Origin of the sequence: Klebsiella sp. KTE92 (assembly GCF_000398905.1) — a bacterium.
GTDB classification, from domain to species: domain Bacteria; phylum Pseudomonadota; class Gammaproteobacteria; order Enterobacterales; family Enterobacteriaceae; genus Klebsiella; species Klebsiella variicola.
On record NZ_KB976100.1, the window covers coordinates 3,043,399 to 3,059,613 of the forward strand.

At 59.5% G+C, this 16,215-nt stretch carries 19 protein-coding genes and 1 pseudogene; 4 read left to right on the forward strand and 16 right to left on the reverse strand.

All coding sequences use genetic code 11. From position 1 onward, the window contains the following. Positions 1 to 55 precede the first annotated feature (55 nt). From A1WC_RS11010 to A1WC_RS11000, 3 genes and pseudogenes are all read right to left on the reverse strand, one after another. Positions 56 to 418 (reverse strand): TonB family protein, encoded by a 363-nt coding sequence (locus tag A1WC_RS11010; RefSeq protein WP_016161249.1) that lies wholly within the window; start codon positions 416 to 418, stop codon positions 56 to 58. 195 nt (positions 419 to 613) lie between these two features. Further along, positions 614 to 1,114: pseudogene (locus tag A1WC_RS11005) on the reverse strand (dihydrodipicolinate synthase family protein); the annotation flags it as partial. Between the two features lie 47 nt (positions 1,115 to 1,161). Then, complete coding sequence (locus A1WC_RS11000; RefSeq protein ID WP_012967971.1) at positions 1,162 to 1,857, reverse strand: B3/4 domain-containing protein; 696 nt, start codon at positions 1,855 to 1,857, stop codon at positions 1,162 to 1,164. Positions 1,858 to 1,900: 43 nt separating this feature from the next. On the opposite strand from A1WC_RS11000, the gene A1WC_RS10995 reads away from it, so the two are divergent. The 3 genes from A1WC_RS10995 (at position 1,901) to A1WC_RS10985 (ending at position 3,571) form a co-directional block, all read left to right on the forward strand. After that, positions 1,901 to 2,503, forward strand: coding sequence for a helix-turn-helix domain-containing protein (locus A1WC_RS10995; RefSeq protein ID WP_004175741.1), 603 nt, complete (start codon positions 1,901 to 1,903; stop codon positions 2,501 to 2,503). A 62-nt stretch (positions 2,504 to 2,565) separates the two neighbouring features. Further along, positions 2,566 to 3,027, forward strand: a complete 462-nt coding sequence (locus A1WC_RS10990) for a GNAT family N-acetyltransferase (protein ID WP_016161251.1) — start codon at positions 2,566 to 2,568, stop codon at positions 3,025 to 3,027. A gap of 25 nt (positions 3,028 to 3,052) precedes the next feature. Next, positions 3,053 to 3,571: a GNAT family N-acetyltransferase gene (locus tag A1WC_RS10985; protein WP_016161252.1), complete on the forward strand. Its 519-nt coding sequence runs from the start codon at positions 3,053 to 3,055 to the stop codon at positions 3,569 to 3,571. Between the two features lie 265 nt (positions 3,572 to 3,836). Here the strand turns inward: A1WC_RS10985 and ccmI are convergent, their stop codons facing one another. From ccmI to A1WC_RS10925, 12 genes are all read right to left on the reverse strand, one after another. Further along, positions 3,837 to 4,679 carry a c-type cytochrome biogenesis protein CcmI gene (gene ccmI, locus A1WC_RS10980; protein ID WP_016161253.1) on the reverse strand — a complete coding sequence of 281 codons (843 nt, stop codon included), beginning with the start codon at positions 4,677 to 4,679 and terminating at the stop codon, positions 3,837 to 3,839. After that, positions 4,676 to 5,122 carry a cytochrome c-type biogenesis protein gene (locus tag A1WC_RS10975; protein WP_014599186.1) on the reverse strand — a complete coding sequence of 149 codons (447 nt, stop codon included), beginning with the start codon at positions 5,120 to 5,122 and terminating at the stop codon, positions 4,676 to 4,678. The genes ccmI and A1WC_RS10975 overlap by 4 nt, the downstream gene beginning before the upstream one ends. An 11-nt stretch (positions 5,123 to 5,133) precedes the next feature. After that, positions 5,134 to 5,688 (reverse strand): DsbE family thiol:disulfide interchange protein, encoded by a 555-nt coding sequence (locus tag A1WC_RS10970; protein ID WP_008804532.1) that lies wholly within the window; start codon positions 5,686 to 5,688, stop codon positions 5,134 to 5,136. After that, on the reverse strand, positions 5,685 to 7,637 hold the full coding sequence (locus A1WC_RS10965; protein WP_016161255.1) for a heme lyase CcmF/NrfE family subunit: 1,953 nt from the start codon (positions 7,635 to 7,637) through the stop codon (positions 5,685 to 5,687). Before A1WC_RS10965 ends, A1WC_RS10970 begins: the two co-directional genes overlap by 4 nt. Further along, positions 7,634 to 8,092: a cytochrome c maturation protein CcmE gene (gene ccmE / locus A1WC_RS10960; RefSeq protein WP_004143391.1), complete on the reverse strand. Its 459-nt coding sequence runs from the start codon at positions 8,090 to 8,092 to the stop codon at positions 7,634 to 7,636. The genes A1WC_RS10965 and ccmE overlap by 4 nt, the downstream gene beginning before the upstream one ends. Further along, positions 8,076 to 8,306, reverse strand: a complete 231-nt coding sequence (gene ccmD, locus A1WC_RS10955; RefSeq protein ID WP_002908220.1) for a heme exporter protein CcmD — start codon at positions 8,304 to 8,306, stop codon at positions 8,076 to 8,078. Before ccmD ends, ccmE begins: the two co-directional genes overlap by 17 nt. After that, positions 8,303 to 9,040, reverse strand: coding sequence for a heme ABC transporter permease (locus tag A1WC_RS10950; protein ID WP_008804529.1), 738 nt, complete (start codon positions 9,038 to 9,040; stop codon positions 8,303 to 8,305). Before A1WC_RS10950 ends, ccmD begins: the two co-directional genes overlap by 4 nt. Positions 9,041 to 9,089: 49 nt before the next feature. Continuing rightward, positions 9,090 to 9,749 (reverse strand): heme exporter protein CcmB, encoded by a 660-nt coding sequence (gene ccmB, locus A1WC_RS10945; protein ID WP_012967964.1) that lies wholly within the window; start codon positions 9,747 to 9,749, stop codon positions 9,090 to 9,092. After that, on the reverse strand, positions 9,746 to 10,369 hold the full coding sequence (gene ccmA, locus A1WC_RS10940) for a cytochrome c biogenesis heme-transporting ATPase CcmA (protein WP_016161256.1): 624 nt from the start codon (positions 10,367 to 10,369) through the stop codon (positions 9,746 to 9,748). Before ccmA ends, ccmB begins: the two co-directional genes overlap by 4 nt. 83 nt (positions 10,370 to 10,452) lie before the next feature. Beyond that, a complete protein-coding gene (locus tag A1WC_RS10935) occupies positions 10,453 to 11,793 on the reverse strand; it encodes a c-type cytochrome (RefSeq protein ID WP_016161257.1) in 1,341 nt (446 codons plus the stop codon). A gap of 10 nt (positions 11,794 to 11,803) precedes the next feature. Then, positions 11,804 to 13,588 (reverse strand): GMC family oxidoreductase, encoded by a 1,785-nt coding sequence (locus A1WC_RS10930; protein WP_002908285.1) that lies wholly within the window; start codon positions 13,586 to 13,588, stop codon positions 11,804 to 11,806. Between the two features lie 2 nt (positions 13,589 to 13,590). After that, positions 13,591 to 14,346 (reverse strand): gluconate 2-dehydrogenase subunit 3 family protein, encoded by a 756-nt coding sequence (locus A1WC_RS10925; RefSeq protein WP_004175724.1) that lies wholly within the window; start codon positions 14,344 to 14,346, stop codon positions 13,591 to 13,593. A 500-nt stretch (positions 14,347 to 14,846) separates the two neighbouring features. On the opposite strand from A1WC_RS10925, the gene A1WC_RS10920 reads away from it, so the two are divergent. Further along, the gene (locus A1WC_RS10920) at positions 14,847 to 15,218 is read left to right on the forward strand and encodes a VOC family protein (RefSeq protein ID WP_016161258.1); all 372 of its coding nucleotides are present in this window, start codon (positions 14,847 to 14,849) and stop codon (positions 15,216 to 15,218) included. 60 nt (positions 15,219 to 15,278) lie between these two features. Here the strand turns inward: A1WC_RS10920 and A1WC_RS10915 are convergent, their stop codons facing one another. Next, positions 15,279 to 15,962 carry a YrhA family protein gene (locus A1WC_RS10915; protein WP_012967960.1) on the reverse strand — a complete coding sequence of 228 codons (684 nt, stop codon included), beginning with the start codon at positions 15,960 to 15,962 and terminating at the stop codon, positions 15,279 to 15,281. Between the last annotated feature and the right edge of the window lie 253 nt (positions 15,963 to 16,215).

The following is a 16,215-nucleotide window of genomic DNA, read 5'->3' on the forward strand; positions in this document are numbered from 1 at the left end:
CCAAGGGACTTTACCGGCGTAGATGATGCGTCAGGCGACTAATCCTCAAAAGTGCTTACTGCTTATTCGCGGGACCGCCGTCTGATTTGGGTTGGATCATGACGACTACTCTTTTAGCTATTCCCGGTTTCCCCTTTTCAAAGCGCCATTTACTCATCATTTTCTCGATGATTTTATGTTCAAACTCCGGAGTCGTTGTCGATTCCAGTATCTTTACATTCTGAACTCTGCCATCTGAATCAACATCATACTGAATCCGCAGAGCATTCGGCAGGAGGTTTCCGTTCTTATCATGAGTGGTAATTGCTGCATTTGCAGAGGAAATGCTGCCTGAAGGTGTGCTGGCGCTGGCCGGTATACCGGCGCAGAGTGCCAGGAACAATGGCAGAATCAGGGTGAATAGTCTGATAGCTTGCATAAATCGTCCGAATTCCAAAATTAACCATGAATCTTCACGTTACCAACGGCGTGAGTGACAGGCTACCAGATGAAATGATCAGTGAATACCGCGTCTTCAGCGGCAATCCCTTTGACCTTCTTACCAGGCGCTTCGTACCACATCCATTCCCAAGGTCGTTTCACTATCAGGACTAGTGGGAGCTGAGCGAGTGTATCAATGATTCCTTTGCCAGCTGTCAGCTACGCTGTCCGGCTCGTCAGGGAACATGACCGAGCTAACACCCTTAAGTGATGAGAGACGACCATGGAGTTCGTCCGTAAAGGTAAAATGCGTCGTGCCCGGATTATCAGAGATACACACTGATACAGACAGGTGCCGGGTAACGGCCTCGAAGCGTGAGAAGACTTCTTCGTCACGGAGTGACTGGTAGCTGACCGCCGGGAGTAACAGGACATTCGCGACAGCTGCCTGGGCATCATCAGCCAGATGCAGAATGGCGTCGATACGGACCGATCCCACACAGACCATAACCGGGATGTCCCCGGCATGCTGTTTTGCCAGAGTGGCTACGCGCTTGCGCTGCTCCCGGGTCAGATAGGCGTAGCGTGCGGTTGACCCCAGGATGCCCATAGAATCAACCCGAGCATCTGTACGGCGGGAAAGCATATGGCTGAACTCCTTTTCATCCACGCCGCTGGCGGCTATTGGGGTTAATGTAAACGCCGATAACCGCTAAACATACCTGTTTCTCCTGAAGGATATTACTGCTGTTGTTCTTCGATGAGAGCAACGTCAAACCACAGGCCGGGCATCATTTTTTCCAGTCCGTCGGTCAGCATCTTCCCGGCTTCGTGCAGTTTCTCCAGCGGCATCTGCGGCAGGCTTTCCAGAATGAACCACATTTGCTGAGCGTCCACGCCCAGACGGGTTCTGATCCCCTGTCGCCAGTTCCAGCGGCGGCAGGTCACGCCGGTGTCATCACACCAGATAACCTCTCCTTGTGAAGGATATTCAACGGCCGTTTCACCCTCTTTGACGGTATCAAAAGGCTCTGTTCCGTTTGCCACAGCCAGACGTGGTGAACCCTGATAGGCAGAGATATTCTCCCCACCAACCGGTACGGCGTAGCGGAGACTCACTGCGTTATAAAGATCAACGATGGGATCGAGCGCGGGCATCGTTCCGTCACGTAATACGCGCTTACGTAACGCATCAGCTGAGCAAGGGGTGCGTTTAGGTTTAGCACCAAACTTTTGAAAAACGTCGGCCCAGGCTGCCAGATGAGATCCCGCCCATTCCGGTTCGCCGGCCAGAACGGCTTCACAGGCTTCCCGCAGCGCGATTTCTCCAGCGTCGGGATGAAGCACTGGCGCAGCTTTTACGCAGATACTGAGTGCCCGAAAACCTGGGGCAATACGATAAATTTCAGGGGCAATTGACGGAGAGACGGTTAACACGTGATAATCCTTTAATGACTAATTTATTCCATGATAATGACCGATGACCAAAAAAGTCAATTTAATGACCGATGCAAATGCTATCGTCAACACGGTGAATGAAGCCGTATCTCAGCGAATTAAACAGTATCGTAAGCAAAAGAAAATCTCCCTCGATGAACTCTCCCGTCGAGCCGGCGTCAGCAAGGGAGCGCTGGTTGAGATAGAAGGATGCCGGGCCAATCCCAGCATTGCTCTGTTATGCCGCCTGGCTACCGCGATGGGGGTTTCGGTGGCTGATTTTGTGGATGTCAGTTCCAAACCGACTGTGCATCTCATTGCTGAAGATGAGATCCCAGAATTGTGGGAAGGTGAAAAAGGCGGGAGAGCAAGACTGCTCGCAGGGTCGGGTGGGCCTGATATGACCGAGCTCTGGATGTGGGAAATGCAGCCGGGGGAAAAGTTTGCTTCACCGGGCCACACGGAAGGAACGCTTGAACTGTTTTATGTTCAGTCGGGCACGCTCACATTGGGGGTAAAGGACCATTTGTATCGGGTAAAAACCGGCTGTTCGGCAACGGCCAGAACGGACGTTCCTCATTTCTACGAAAACCAGGGGGAGAGCCCGCTGGTATTTATCATGACAGTACATGAGAAAACATCCTGAGTGGTTGCCCGGTATGCCTGTAGGGCTTGTCTCATCAAAGCAAGTTTGCAAGGAGTCGTTTAGTGGATAATCAGCATCTGCGTTTTACCCAAGGCCAGTATACTGTCACAACCGATCCCGCCTTTTTTCAGCAGGAAGCCATTCACGATTACCTCTCGCAATCGTCCTGGGCGCCTGGCATTGATGCTGAAACGGTCAGAATATCAATCCAGAACAGCCTTTGTTTTGCGCTTCTGGATGTAACAAGACAAATCGGCTTCGCCCGTCTGGTCACCGACTATGCCACTTTTGGTTATTTGTGCGACGTCTACGTGCTGAACGAGTATCAGAAAAGTGGTCTTGGTCGTTGGCTGATTGAATGCTGTCACGCCCATCCCGTGATGTCACGCCTGCGACGGATAATGCTGGTAACCTCTAGCGCGCCCTGGCTATACCAGAAGCTGGGGTATAACCCATTGAACCAACCAGATTTTGTCTGGCAAATCAATCGACCCGATATTTATCGTCAACCCGGGCAAAAGTAAGACTATTTTTTGAGAATAATGATAAATGTTAATCCGTAGGGCCCGTCCCTCTGATGCAGAAGAGCTTGCCATTTTAGCCGAACGCACCTTTAGAAAAACGTTTGAGGCGGGTAATACTCAGAAGGATATGGAGCTTCACTGCCAGGCAAGTTATTCAACAGATATTCAGTTGCAAGAAATCCTCAGAGAAGACTGGATTACATTAGTCTGCGAATACGAAAGCAAACTGATAGGGTATGCCCAACTGAGGTGGGAAGCATTTCCTCCCTGTGTAAATAGCATTCACGCCGGGGAAATCCTGTGTCTGTATATCGATGAACCTTATCATGGCAAAGGTTTTGCACAAGCGCTGATACACAAGTGCTTTGCTGAATTTGCGGCACAGGGATCGGATATTGTCTGGTTAGGTGTCTGGGAACATAACCCAAGGGCAATCTCTTTTTACCGTAAGCTTGGGTTTACCGAGGTGGGTGAACATATCTTCCAGGTTGGGACAGATCCCCAGAGAGATATCATTATGAAACGCTCAACGGGTGTTAGCTGAACAAACATTACGACGTCCGCTCTGGCACACAGCAGGCGTGATCGACACCAGGAGACGTCACGCGCTAGCGGCTAAGCGTAGCGCCGGCTCGGAAAATCCCGGATGGCGGCGCGTGGCGCCTTATCCGGGCTACGCGGTTGTGCCACTCTTGTGCCGTTATTTTGCCGGGTGGCGGCTGCGCCTGACCCGGCCTACAAAAACAGGGCCGCCCGTACTCTTCTGGTGGCATGCCCCTGGCCCGCGCCTGCGCAGCGCCGCCGGGCTGTTACTGCGCCTGCTGCTGCGCTTGCGCCAGCTGGCGGACGATCGCCTCGCGCCGCGCATCCCCTTCCGGCAGCCGGGCCAGTAACGCCTGCAGGGCTGCCACGGCTTCGGGGTAATCTTCATTACGCACCGCGCTCAGGGCCAGCATCTCCAGCACCGGCAGGCTGTTCGGCTGCCGCTGATGCAGGTCACGCAGCAGCAACTCGCCCATTCGAACCTGACCGCTATCCCCCGCCCGCACCAGCGCGCTGCCGTAATCGAAAGCCGCCGCCGGGTCATCCGCCGCCAGATCATGCGCCCGGCCAAAGGCGCCGATCGCCGTCTCGCCATCGTTCAACAACAGGCCAAGACGCCCAAGCAGCTGCCAGCCGGCGAGGTCGTTCGGCGTAGTCTGCAGGTGGCTGCGCAGCCCGAGCCGCAGCTCCGCCAGCTCATCCATACGCAGCGGCGCCGCCGTCGGGTCCTTAACCTGCTGCAACAGCGCAGGATAATGCCGTTCAGCCTGCTGCCAGAGCAGCACCTGGCCAATATCGCTGGTTTTCAGATACAGGCCCAGACTCAGAACCACCAGCAGCAGCGCGCCCGGAAGCAGCGCCCAGCGGCTTAGCGGGCGTTCGCCAGGCTGTGCCTGGGGCGGAATATCCGTCAGCAGCGTGCGCTGCAGCTCGACGACCAGCGCCGGGTTGTCCTCGCCGCTCTCCTGCGCCAGCTCCTGCAGACGCGACTGGTACAGGGCGCGGTTGAGGGTATCGCGGTCTACCGCCCCTTTGCCCGGCCACGGGAAGTACAGCAGCCCCAGCGCGCCAGCCAGCAGCAGCGCGACGATAACCACCAACAGGCTCATCGTTCTTTTCCTTCTTTCAATAATGCCGCCAGCCGCTGGCGCTCTTCGGCGCTGAGCGCCGCGTCAGGAATGTCGCGACGACGCGCGCGGGCGATAATCACCCCCGCGCCCGCCAGCACGAACAGCCCCGGCCCCAGCCACAGCAGCACCGTGCCCGCGGTCAGGGGCGGCTCGTAGCTGACAAAATGACCGTAGCGGGCCACCATATAGTCAACGATCTGCCCTTTCGTTTTCCCCTGCTGCATCAGCTCGTACACCTTCTGCCGCATATCAGCGGCAATCATCGCGTTTGAGTCGGCGATGCTGTTGTTCTGGCATTTCGGGCAGCGCAGCTGGGAGGTGATCTCGCGGAAGGCCTGCTCCTGGGCCTCATCCTTAAACTGCCAGGTGTCGATGGCGGCCCACGCCTGGCCGGTCAGCATCAGCGCCAGCAGGATGACCATTGCACATCTCATCAGCCCGCCCTCCGGTTGTATTGATCCCACAGCGGCTGGAGCTCCTCGCGCCACACCCGTTCGTTCAGGTCGCCGGCGTGCCGCCAGCGGATGATGCCCTGACCGTCGATGAGAAACGTCTCCGGCGCGCCATAGACCCCGAGATCCAGGCCAAGCATGCCGTTGCCATCGTACAGGCTCAGCATGTACGGGTTCCCCAGGCGCTGCAGCCAGCTCATCGCCTTCTGCCGATCGTCTTTGTAGTTCATCCCCACCACCCGCACGCCCTGCTGCGCCAGGCCGTTGAGAAACTGATGCTCGGCGCGACAGGTTGGACACCAGGTGGCCCAGACGTTAAGCAGCAGCGGCTTGCCGTCAATCAGCGTGCGCCGGTCCAGCGTCTGGCCGGGGGTATTCAGCGCTTCAAGGCGAAATTCCGGCAGCGGTTTGCCAATCAGCGCCGACTCGAGGGTCGTCGGGTCATCGCCATCGGCGTTGCGCATCAGTTGCCAGAACAGCGCGGCGGCCAGCGCCAGAAACAGCACCAGCGGGATAAACAGTAGCTTCCGGTTCATGAGGCCTCCTGCAGCTTCTTACGCATCCGGTAGCGCGGGTCGAGCATGCAGCACAGACCGCCGAGGGCCATCAGTACCCCGCCGTACCAGATCCAGCGAACGAACGGTTTATAGTACAGACGCACCGCCCAGCTGCCGTCGCTCAGCTCTTCCCCCAGCGCGGCGTACAGATCGCGGGTCAGCCCGCCGCTGATCGCCGCCTCGGTCATCATCATCCGGCTGGCGGTGTAAAAGCGCTTCTCGGCATACAGCGTCGCTTCCGGGCGGCCGTTGCGGGTCACGGCAATAATGCCTTCGCCGCCGGTCCAGTTGGGGCCGACGATATTGCGCACGCCGTTAAACACAAAGTGATAGTGATGGATATCGATGCTGTCGCCGGGGCGCATCCGTACATCGCGCTCCACGCTGTAGTTCTGGCTGAAGGTGATGCCGATAACGGTCACCGCCACGCCGACGTGACCGAGCACCATCCCCCACTGGCTGCGGGTCAGGGTGCGCAGGCCGCGCCAGAAACCGTGGCGATGGGTGGCCCGTTCGTGAACCTCCATCAGGGCGAAGATCAGCACCCACAGCGCCATCATCAGGCCTATGACCGCCATGGCGGTGATACGGTCCTGCAGCAGCCACGGCAGCGCCAGAGAAAGTGACAACGTCACCACCAGGGCAATAATCAGGCGTTTAATCTGCCTGGCGACGTCATCGCGCCGCCAGCGGATCAGCGGTCCCAGCCCCAGCAGCAGCGCAAAAGGCGCCATCAGGGCGGTGAACATGGTATTGAAGAACGGCTCGCCAATGGAGATGCTGCCGAGGCCCAGCTCTTTATGCACCAGCGGCAGCAGCGTTCCGAGGAGCACCACCAGCATCGCGGCCATCAGCAAGATATTGTTGCCAAGCAGGAACGACTCGCGCGACCACAGCGTATGTTCCACCCGCGCCCGCACCCGGCCGCCCTTCAGGGCGTACAGCAGCAGCGATCCGCCGATGGCGACAATCAGCAGTACCAGAATAAACAGCCCGCGTGACGGATCCGAGGCGAAGGCATGCACCGAGACCAGCACCCCGGAGCGCACCAGGAAGGTGCCCAGCAGACACAGAGAGAAGGCGGCGATGGCCAGCAGCACCGTCCAGGCGCGGAAACTGCCGCGCTTCTCGGTCACCGCCAGGGAGTGTAGCAGCGCGGTCCCCACCAGCCACGGCATAAACGAGGCGTTTTCCACCGGGTCCCAGAACCACCAGCCGCCCCAGCCCAGTTCGTAATAGGCCCACGCCGAGCCCAGCACGATGCCGAGGGTGAGGAACATCCATGCCGCCTGGGTCCAGGGACGCGACCAGCGCGCCCAGGCAGTATCCAGCCGCCCCGCCAGCAGCGAGGCGATGGCAAAGGCGAAAGCCACCGAGAAGCCGACGTAACCCATATAGAGGATCGGCGGATGGAAAATCATGCCGATATCCTGCAACAGCGGATTGAGGTCGCGGCCATCAATGGGGTACTGCGGCAGGCCGCGGCTGAACGGGTTGGAGGTAAAGAGGATAAACAGCAGGAACCCAAAGGCGATCATCCCCATCACCGCCAGCACCCGGGCGACGGCGCCGAGCGGCATCCGGCGGCTGAAGATGGCGACGGCGAAGGTCCAGACGCTGAGCAGCAGGACCCACAGCAGCAACGAGCCCTCGTGCGCCCCCCAGGTCGCCGCCACCCGATACCACACCGGCAGCGCGCTGTTGGAGTTTTCCGCCACGTAGCGGACGGTAAAGTCATTGACCACAAAGGCGTGCACCAGCAGCAGGAAGGCGACGCCGATACAGGCGAACAGCCCGCAGACCAGCGGCCGGGCCAGGGCCATCAGCCGCCGATCCTGCCGCGCCGCGCCCCACAGGGGATAGATGCTCAGGAGCAGCGCCAGCCCCGCCGCCAGACACAGTAAAAAGTTGCCCAGCTCCGGCATCATGGCTGCGCCCCCGTTTTCTCCGGCGTCATGGCGTTTTTCACCTCCGGCGGCGTGTAATTTTCATCATGCTTAGCCAGCACCTGCTGGGCGGTGATATGCCGCTCGCCGTCCAGCACGCCCTGGGCCACCACACCCTGCCCTTCACGAAACAGGTCCGGCAGAATGCCCTTATAGCTGACGTCCACCACCCCGCGGGCGTCATACAGCTTAAAGCGCACGTCGAGGGTTTGCGGGTCGCGCTGCAGGGAGCCCGGCTGAACGTAGCCCCCCACCCGCAGCCGCTGCCCGGTATGGGGCAGCGCCCGGGTTTCCGTTTTGCCGTAGATAATTTCCCCCGGGGTGTAGAACAGATCGATATTGCTGCTCAGGGCGTACAGCGTCAGGCTGACGGTCAGCCCGAGGCCGGCGAGCACCGCCAGCACGATATACAGCCGGGTTTTACGACGCGCTTGCATCCGCGGCCTCCTTGTCGTGTTCGCGGGCGGCAGCGATCCGCCGCTCGCGCGCCTGCTGGCGTCGTACCTCATGGAACAGCGCCCGCCGCGCCCACAGAGTGTGCACCGTCAGCAAGCCAAAGGCGGCGACCGCCACGGCCACCGCCAGCCAGACGTACACGGCATAGCCGCCCATATTCAGGAAGGCGGCGAAAGACGAAAAGGCGGGGCTCATCGGGCAGCTCCTTTATTCACCAGCGCCACCACCCACGGTCGACGGCGCTCCAGCTGCAGGATCAGGTTACGCAGGCGCATCAGGGTCAGCGTGACCGACAGCATGAGGAAGGCAAAGATGCAGATCCGCAGCGGCAGACGCATGCTTGGGTCGATGGTTTGCTGCAGGTTGGTCGAGCCCTGGTGCAGGGTGTTCCACCAGTAGACCGAGTAATGAATGATGGGCAGATTGACCACCCCGACCAGGACGAGGATCCCGGCCGCGCGCCCGGCCAGCCGCCGGTCGTCAAAGGCGTGCCACAGGGCGATGACTCCGGCGTAAAGAAACAGCAGCACCAGCTCTGAGGTCAGGCGGGCGTCCCAGATCCACCAGGTTCCCCACATCGGCTTACCCCATGCCGCGCCGCTGACCAGCGCCACCAGGGTGCAGACCGCCCCCACCGGCGCCAGGGCGGCGATCGCCAGGTCGGCCATTTTGATCTGCCAGACCACCCCGACGAAGGCCGCGACGGCCATCGCCAGGTACAGCCCCATCGACCACATCGCCGCCGGGACGTGAAGGTACATGATCCGGTAGCTTTCCCCCTGCTGATAGTCCGCGGGGGCGAAGCCAAAGCCCCACCCCAGGCCGATGACCAGCAACAGCGCGCTCAACGCCGCCAGCCAGGGGATCCAGCATCCGCACAGACGGTACAGCCGCTCGGGGATCGCCAGTTGATGTAACGCTTTCCACATAGACGCTTACTCACACGGTTATGATGGCCGCGCCCGCAGGCGCAGCGAATTATTGCACGGTCAGCCGCAGCGCGGCGGCGGTGGCGAACGGGCACAGGGTGGCGCTGGCGGTTAAGAACGCCGCCAGCATCGCCAGATAGCCGCTGACCGGGAGCCCAGCGGCCGCCGCCTGGCAGGCCGCGGTGGCGAAAATCAGCAGCGGCACCGCCAGCGGCAGCACCAGCAGGCTCAGCAGGACGCCGCCGCGCTTCAGGCCGACCGTCAGGCCAACCCCCACCGCGCCGAGAAAACTGAGCGTCGGGGTGCCGAGCAGCAAGGTCAGCGCCAGCACGCCGGCATCGTGCAGACTCATCCCCAGCAGCAGCGCCGCCAGCGGCGAGACGATCAGCAGCGGCAGGCCGCTCATCATCCAGTGGGCAACCACCTTCACCAGCACAACCGCCACCAGCGGCGTCGGCAGGAGCATCAGTTGCTCCAGGGAACCGTCCTGCCAGTCGTCGCGAAACAACCGATCCATCACCAGCAGCGCCGCCAGCAGCGCGGCGACCCACACCACGCCCGGCGCAATCTGCGCCAGCAGCTGTGGCGCGGCGCCGACGCCGAACGGAAACAGGGTAATGACGATCAGAAAGAACCAGAGCGGATTGAGGATCTCCGCCCCGCTGCGCCACGCCAGGCGCAGTTCCCGGGCCAACAGCGCTCGCATCATTGCCCGCCTCCCGCGTCGCCGCCGAGGCGCAGGGTGCGCAACGGACAGCGCAGCGGCCGCAGCGGCTGATGAGTCGTGAGGATCGCGCTTCCCCCCTGCCGGGCGTGCTGCTCCAGGCGGCAGGTCAGGGTTTCCATCGCCGTGGCGTCGAGCGCGGTGAACGGCTCATCGAGGATCCACAGCGGCGCGTCGGTTAACCACAGGCGGGTCAGCGCCACCCGGCGCTGCTGCCCGGCGGAGAGCTGGCTCAAGGGGAGGTCTTCATAGCCCGCCAGGCCGACGGCGGCGAGGGCGCTTTCCCGCTGCTGAAGGCGGCTGGCCGGAAAGAAGAAACGCAGGTTTTCATCGGCGGTCAGCGCCGCGTTGACGCCGGGTTTATGGCCCAGCCACAGCAACTGACGATGAAATGACTCCCGGACCTTCGCCAGCGGCTGCCCCTGCCAGCTCACCACCCCGCTTTCCGGGCGCGCCAGGCCGCAAAGGATCCGCAGCAGCGAGGTTTTCCCCGCGCCGTTATCACCGGCGACCTGCAGCAGCTCGCCGGCAGCGAGGGACAGCGTCAGCGCCGCAAATAGCGGTCGATCGTCAACGATGCAGGTCAGTCGCTCTGCATGCAGCATGAAGGCAAACTCCTTGATTCAGACAGTATTTTACGTCGTGGCTAAGTATGGGTTGCGCCGCGCGGGCGACGCAACCCTGACGATTACTGTCCGGCCCCCGGCAGCTTCGAGATATCGGCGTTGCCTAACGCCTTCTCATCGTGCGCTGCGGTCTCCTTACGCACCTTCGCCACATCGCTGGCGCTGACCGCCGGCGCATTGTTGCCCCAACTGGTGCGGATGAAGTTGACCACATCCGCCACCTGCTGGTCGTCCAGACGCCAGCCGAACGACGGCATGGTCAGGTTGGAGACCGCATCTTTCACCGCCGGCGTGGTGCTCCCGGTCAGAACGATATGGATAAGCGAAGTGGCATCTTCGGTCTGTACCACCGGGTTGCCCTTCAGCGACGGGAAGGCGCGTTTATAGCCCGCGCCGTCGGTGCGGTGGCAGGCGGCGCAGTTATCAACGTACAGCGCGGCGCCGGTTTTACTGTCGTTACCCTTCCACAGATCTTTCGCCACGCTGTCTTCCACCGGGGCTGGGGTCTGTTTGCCGCCGCGCGGCGGGAGCGACTTCAGATAGCGGGCGATGGCGGTGATGTCGTCATCAGAAAGATACTGCAGACTGTGCTCCACCACATCGCTCATGCCGCCGAAGACCACCGATTTATCGTTGCGTCCGGTTTTCAGGAACTCGGCCAGCTCAGCCTCGCTCCAGGTCCCCAGACCGTCGCGGTTTTCGCCGCGCAGGCTGGAGGCGACCCAGCCGTCAATCGGCGCATTGCTGCCCGCCAGGTAATCATCGCCTTCGCTTTCGCTGAGCGCTTTTTCCTGCATCGTCAGACTGCGCGGGGTATGGCAGGCACCGCAGTGGCCCAGGCCTTCCACCAGATAGCGGCCGCGCTCCAGCACCGGGTCAACCTGCGGGTTGGCGACAAAGTCGCTCGGCGTCGGGGCGAAGATACCGCGCCAGAACGCCAGCGGCCAGCGCATCGACAGCGGCCACGGGATGTCGGTGTCCTTGTTGGCGGCATTCACCGGTTCCACGCCATGCATAAAGTAGGCGTACATGGCGCGCATGTCCGCTTCACTGATCCGCGCGAACGAGGGATACGGCATCGCCGGATAGAGCGTGGAACCGTCTTTCCGCACGCCCTTGCGCACCGCGTCGTCGAACTCTTCGAAGGTGTACCCGCCGATGCCGTGTTCTTTATCCGGCGTGATATTGGTGGAGTAGATGGTGCCGATCGGCGTCTCCATCGGCAGACCTCCGGCGAAAGGTTTCCCCGTTTTGCCGTTGGTGTGGCAGGCGACACAGTCCCCCGCCCGCGCCAGATACTCCCCCTGCTTAATCAGATTGCTGTCCGCAGGCGCCTCTTCGGCAAAAGCCGCGCAGCTCAATGCCCCAAGCACCAGGGCCGATAACCATTGCATTTTCATCATCTGCCTTCCTTTATGCCTGCACCAGGGGTCCCGGATTTTTCAGATACTGCTCGCGGATCGCCTTCGCTGACCAGTAGGCCAGCGCGGCCACCGTGCCGGTTGGGTTGTAGCCCAGCCCCTGCGGGAACGCGGAGGCGCCGATGACGAAGACGTTATGCACGTCCCAGCTTTGCAGATAACGGTTCACGGCGCTGGTTTTCGGATCTTCCCCCATTACCGCCCCGCCGTTCATATGGGTGGTCTGGTAGGTGGTGGTATCAAAGTGGCTGTTGGCGTTTTTCGGGCTGCCGAGGATATATTTCGGCTTCATCGCTTTGGCGATCGGCGCCATCTTATCGAACATAAACTGCGCCATCTTGATGTCGTTTTCCTGCCAGTCGAAGGTCATGCGCAGCAGCGGCTGGCCGAAGACGTTTTTGTAGTTCGGATCAAGATCGAGGTAGTTCTGCCGATAGGACTGGTGCGCGCCGTGGGCATCCATCGACAGGTGATGGGTGTAGGTATCGGCAACCGCCGCTTTCCACTTGCTGCCCCACGCCGGGGTGCCCGGCGGTACCGGGAAACCGGAGATGGGCTTGGTCCCGGCCTGGTTGACCCAGAATGGCGAACCGCCCACAAAGCCCGCCGCGCCGTGGTCGAAGTTGTCGGCGTTGAAGTCGTCGACCCCGACGCCGTTGCCGCCCGCGCCGATAAACGGGTTGGTATAGGTGTCTTTGTCGAAAATGGCCTTGATGGTGGTCATGTTCTGGTAGGCGAAGTTACGCCCCACCACCCCTTCGCCGGTCTCCGGATTGTACGGTTTGCCGATCCCGGAGAGCAGCATCAGGTGCACGTTGTGGAACTGGAAGGCGCCGATAATCACCAGGTCCGCCGGCTGTTCCATTTCGCGCCCCTGGCCGTCGACGTAGGTCACGCCGGTGGCGCGGGATTTGTCGTCGGTCAGGTTGACCTTCAGCACGTTGGCGTTGGTCCGCAGCTCAAAGCGTTTTTCCTGGCGCAGCGCCGGCAGGATGTTCACGTTCGGCGAGGCTTTGGAGTACATGTAGCAGGCGTAGCCGCTGCAGAAACCGCAGAAGTTGCACGGGCCCATCTGCGCGCCGTAGGGGTTGGTATAGGAGTCGGAAGTGTTGGCCGACGGCAGGTTATAGGGGTGATACCCCACTTCCAGCGCCGCTTTTTCAAACAGCTGCGCCGACCAGGTGTTTTTCTGCGCCGGCAGCGGGAAGTCGTCTGAGCGGTCCGGGGCGAAGGCGTTGCCGCCGCGGCCTTTGCCGACCACCTTGCCTTTGATCGACCAGGCGGTCCCAGAGGTGCCGAACACTTTTTCCGCTTTATCGAAGAACGGTTCCAGCTCGTCGTAGGTGACACCGAAATCCTGGATGATCATATCCTGGGGAATGAAGTTTTTGCCGTAGCGTTCTTCATAGTGGCTGCGCATCCGCAGTTCGATGGGATCGACGCGGAAATGCACGCCGGACCAGTGCAGCCCGGCGCCGCCCACGCCGGTACCCGGCAGGAAGGCCGCCAGCTGGCGATACGGCACCGCCTGCTGGCTGGTGTTATGCCGGATGGTGACAGTGCTTTTCGACAGATCCTGGAACAGCTTGCGGCGGATGTTGTAGGTCAGCTCATCAATCACCTGCGGATAGGCGCCATCCGGCCAGGTGTCGCGCATCGGGCCGCGCTCCAGCGCGACGACGTTGAGCCCGGCTTCGGTCAGCTCTTTGGCCATGATTGCCCCAACCCAGCCGAAGCCGACGATCGCGACATCGGTTTTTTTCAATACGGTGGCCATAATTACGCCCTCTCCCCATTAATTGATACCGGCGGGAAGGGGTAGCGTTCGCCCCGTTCAACCCAGTCCATAAAGTCGGCGCGCGCGCCGGGAAAATTAATCAGCGTCCAGCCGACCATGCCTTTATTGCCGCCATGGATCGGGTCGCTGAAGAACCCTTCGCGGGTGTTCTGTAGCAGATAGGTGAAGAACAGCGAGGCCGGCAGCTGTTTGAACTCGGCTTTGCCGGATTCCCACAGGCCGAGCGCCTCGTCCTGCTGCTCGCTGCTCAGTTCAGCGAAGGTTTTATGATATTTGTCCTGGCACCACGCCTCGGCATCAGCGATCCCGAGGTTATAGATCTGTTTAGGCACCAGCGGCAGCTGATAACCCATCTCTTTCGGCACGTCGGGGTTAAAGGGCCCCTGCATATACCAGATGGAGCCGGTGGCGTAGGGGGTATTGAGCTGGCGGTCGATAAACTCCGGGACGCCGGCCTCTTTGGCGCCGGGACCGAGTTCATCCGCCGGGATTAAGCGAGCGACGGCGGCGTTGATAAACGCCCACTCACGATCGTTGAAGAACTGCGGCTTCCAGTCGCTGGCCGCCGCCGTGTTCCCGGAAGCAGGCTCAGACGCGGGGGCCGCCTGCGCGGTCGCGCTGGTGGCCACGCCAATGGCCCCTGCTCCCGCGCCGCCGATCACCACCGTCGGGATCAGCGCCATCGATTTCACCAGGAAATCACGCCTGGAATTGTTGGTTTTCTCGCTCGACATCATCACATTCCTGTCATTGAAAATTACTGTTTTTGTCGCAGACAAACCCAGTGAATGTCGTGCTGGAACCGATACCATTGCGCTTTCAAACCGCTTAGCGTCTGGCCCGGCCCGGCAAGTCGGATAAAACATCGCCAGAGGCGATATCATTTATAGGGTTATCGTTTGGATAGTAGACGATTCTCAACGAAACGCGGGAAATCGGAGAGAAATTCACCGGAATGTCATCGTGAGAAGGGTGCTGCCATAACCTTGAGGCGGTAAACCAGCGGCATTCACACCGCGCTGAGCTTACCCATGCGCCATAAAAGAGTGACTTGTATCACAAATGTTATTTTTTGTTTATGGTACATGGCAGATTAAACGTCTGTAAATACTCGTATTAGGAATAATTAAACATTTTGAGCTGTTAAAAAAGTTAATAACCGTTGTTAACTATTTTGCATCTATTTCCCGGCTAACGCGTTCAGCTGGCGATCCCCATCCACAGGAGAAGAGAAGATATGTTCGATCATGTGAAATTCGGCGCTAGCGACTATGCCGCCAGCAAAACGTTCTTTTTACAGGCCCTGGCCCCGCTTGGCGTAACGCTGGTTGGCGAAGGCGAGCCGACCTACGGCGCAGAGCTGGCCGGCAGCGGCGATGTTTCTCTATGCCTCTATCAAAGTGCGGAAAAACCAGCGCCGCTGCACATTGCCTTTCGCGCCGACAGCCGCGAGCAGGTCGATGCCTTCTGGCAGGCGGCGCTGGCCGCCGGAGGAAAGGACAACGGCGCGCCGGGGTTACGGCCAAACTACCACGCCAGTTACTACGCCGCCTTTGTGATTGCGCCAGACGGGCATAATATTGAAGCCGTGTGCCATCTGGCGGGGTAAGCCGAGCGGAAAAAAATTCCCACGTCCGTGGGAAACACTGAAGGTATGGATGTCTCGGATTCAGCTGACCGGCTCAATAAGGGCGGACAACAGTCCAGTGAAGTGGGTATGTGACTCAATGACATAATCCGAGGAGACTTTATCGCGGATTTCGAAACGGTCATCTGTGAAGCTGTAGACAATCACGGACATGCCCTCTTCACCAATCACTACTTTGTCATTGAGGTTCGGATCGACATAGATGTCGTTAATACGCGTATCAAAGTTTCGAACAAAGATATTCGACCATGCAGGTTCACCGTTCTCTGCCTGCACCAGGCTGTACAATGTCATGCCATTGTACTCACCCCCATCCATAATATTGAACATATCCGCGTAGTCCGGCCGACTAATCAATAGTCGTTGAATATCCTCATAGACCCTTCTTTTCTTGTCCTCCCATTCAACAGGCGCGACTTTGTGCATTAAATCTGCCATGACATCTGGGTCTACAGGGTCGGCTACGGGATAATTACCTTCCACCATCAGCGACTTCAGGTTACCAATCGTGAAATAGCGCTTTAGCTGGGCGGGGAATAAAACTGGCATTGCGATTGTTTTTCCTTTCTCGTCGCAAAACTCGACCAGATAACCAGTTGTTGGCGTATTAAAAACCATCACAATCGTACCAAGCGTTCCTTTTACCAGCCCTTCATTCGGTAAATCCTCACCTAAAACCACAACGTCTAATTCGGCTCTTTTCATTTTAATTTCCTTATCAAACGAAAACAGGCCCCACACGTGTGGTGAAGACCCGAACAGGGAACCGGAGAGTTTTTCTTTTTTAGACACACCCCCACACACGTGGGGAAGACAGTCCATATACTCTGACAAAACCATGCTTAACAGAAACACCCCCACGCATGTGGGGAAGACGATGTCATCACGCTAAATGATGTCCCGCTGCAGGAAACACCCCCACGCATGTGGGGAAGACACCAGCATATTGTGTTTAGCG

Coding starts and splice junctions, on each gene's coding strand:
- A1WC_RS11010 (WP_016161249.1), bottom strand. CDS start 418: ATGCAAGCTATCAGACTATTCACCCTGATTCTGCCATTGTTCCTGGCA.
- A1WC_RS10995 (WP_004175741.1), top strand. CDS start 1,901: ATGACCAAAAAAGTCAATTTAATGACCGATGCAAATGCTATCGTCAAC.
- A1WC_RS10985 (WP_016161252.1), top strand. CDS start 3,053: ATGTTAATCCGTAGGGCCCGTCCCTCTGATGCAGAAGAGCTTGCCATT.
- ccmI (WP_016161253.1), bottom strand. CDS start 4,679: ATGAGCCTGTTGGTGGTTATCGTCGCGCTGCTGCTGGCTGGCGCGCTG.
- A1WC_RS10975 (WP_014599186.1), bottom strand. CDS start 5,122: ATGGTCATCCTGCTGGCGCTGATGCTGACCGGCCAGGCGTGGGCCGCC.
- A1WC_RS10970 (WP_008804532.1), bottom strand. CDS start 5,688: ATGAACCGGAAGCTACTGTTTATCCCGCTGGTGCTGTTTCTGGCGCTG.
- A1WC_RS10965 (WP_016161255.1), bottom strand. CDS start 7,637: ATGATGCCGGAGCTGGGCAACTTTTTACTGTGTCTGGCGGCGGGGCTG.
- ccmE (WP_004143391.1), bottom strand. CDS start 8,092: ATGCAAGCGCGTCGTAAAACCCGGCTGTATATCGTGCTGGCGGTGCTC.
- ccmD (WP_002908220.1), bottom strand. CDS start 8,306: ATGAGCCCCGCCTTTTCGTCTTTCGCCGCCTTCCTGAATATGGGCGGC.
- A1WC_RS10950 (WP_008804529.1), bottom strand. CDS start 9,040: ATGTGGAAAGCGTTACATCAACTGGCGATCCCCGAGCGGCTGTACCGT.
- ccmB (WP_012967964.1), bottom strand. CDS start 9,749: ATGATGCGAGCGCTGTTGGCCCGGGAACTGCGCCTGGCGTGGCGCAGC.
- ccmA (WP_016161256.1), bottom strand. CDS start 10,369: ATGCTGCATGCAGAGCGACTGACCTGCATCGTTGACGATCGACCGCTA.
- A1WC_RS10935 (WP_016161257.1), bottom strand. CDS start 11,793: ATGATGAAAATGCAATGGTTATCGGCCCTGGTGCTTGGGGCATTGAGC.
- A1WC_RS10930 (WP_002908285.1), bottom strand. CDS start 13,588: ATGGCCACCGTATTGAAAAAAACCGATGTCGCGATCGTCGGCTTCGGC.
- A1WC_RS10925 (WP_004175724.1), bottom strand. CDS start 14,346: ATGATGTCGAGCGAGAAAACCAACAATTCCAGGCGTGATTTCCTGGTG.
- A1WC_RS10920 (WP_016161258.1), top strand. CDS start 14,847: ATGTTCGATCATGTGAAATTCGGCGCTAGCGACTATGCCGCCAGCAAA.
- A1WC_RS10915 (WP_012967960.1), bottom strand. CDS start 15,962: ATGAAAAGAGCCGAATTAGACGTTGTGGTTTTAGGTGAGGATTTACCG.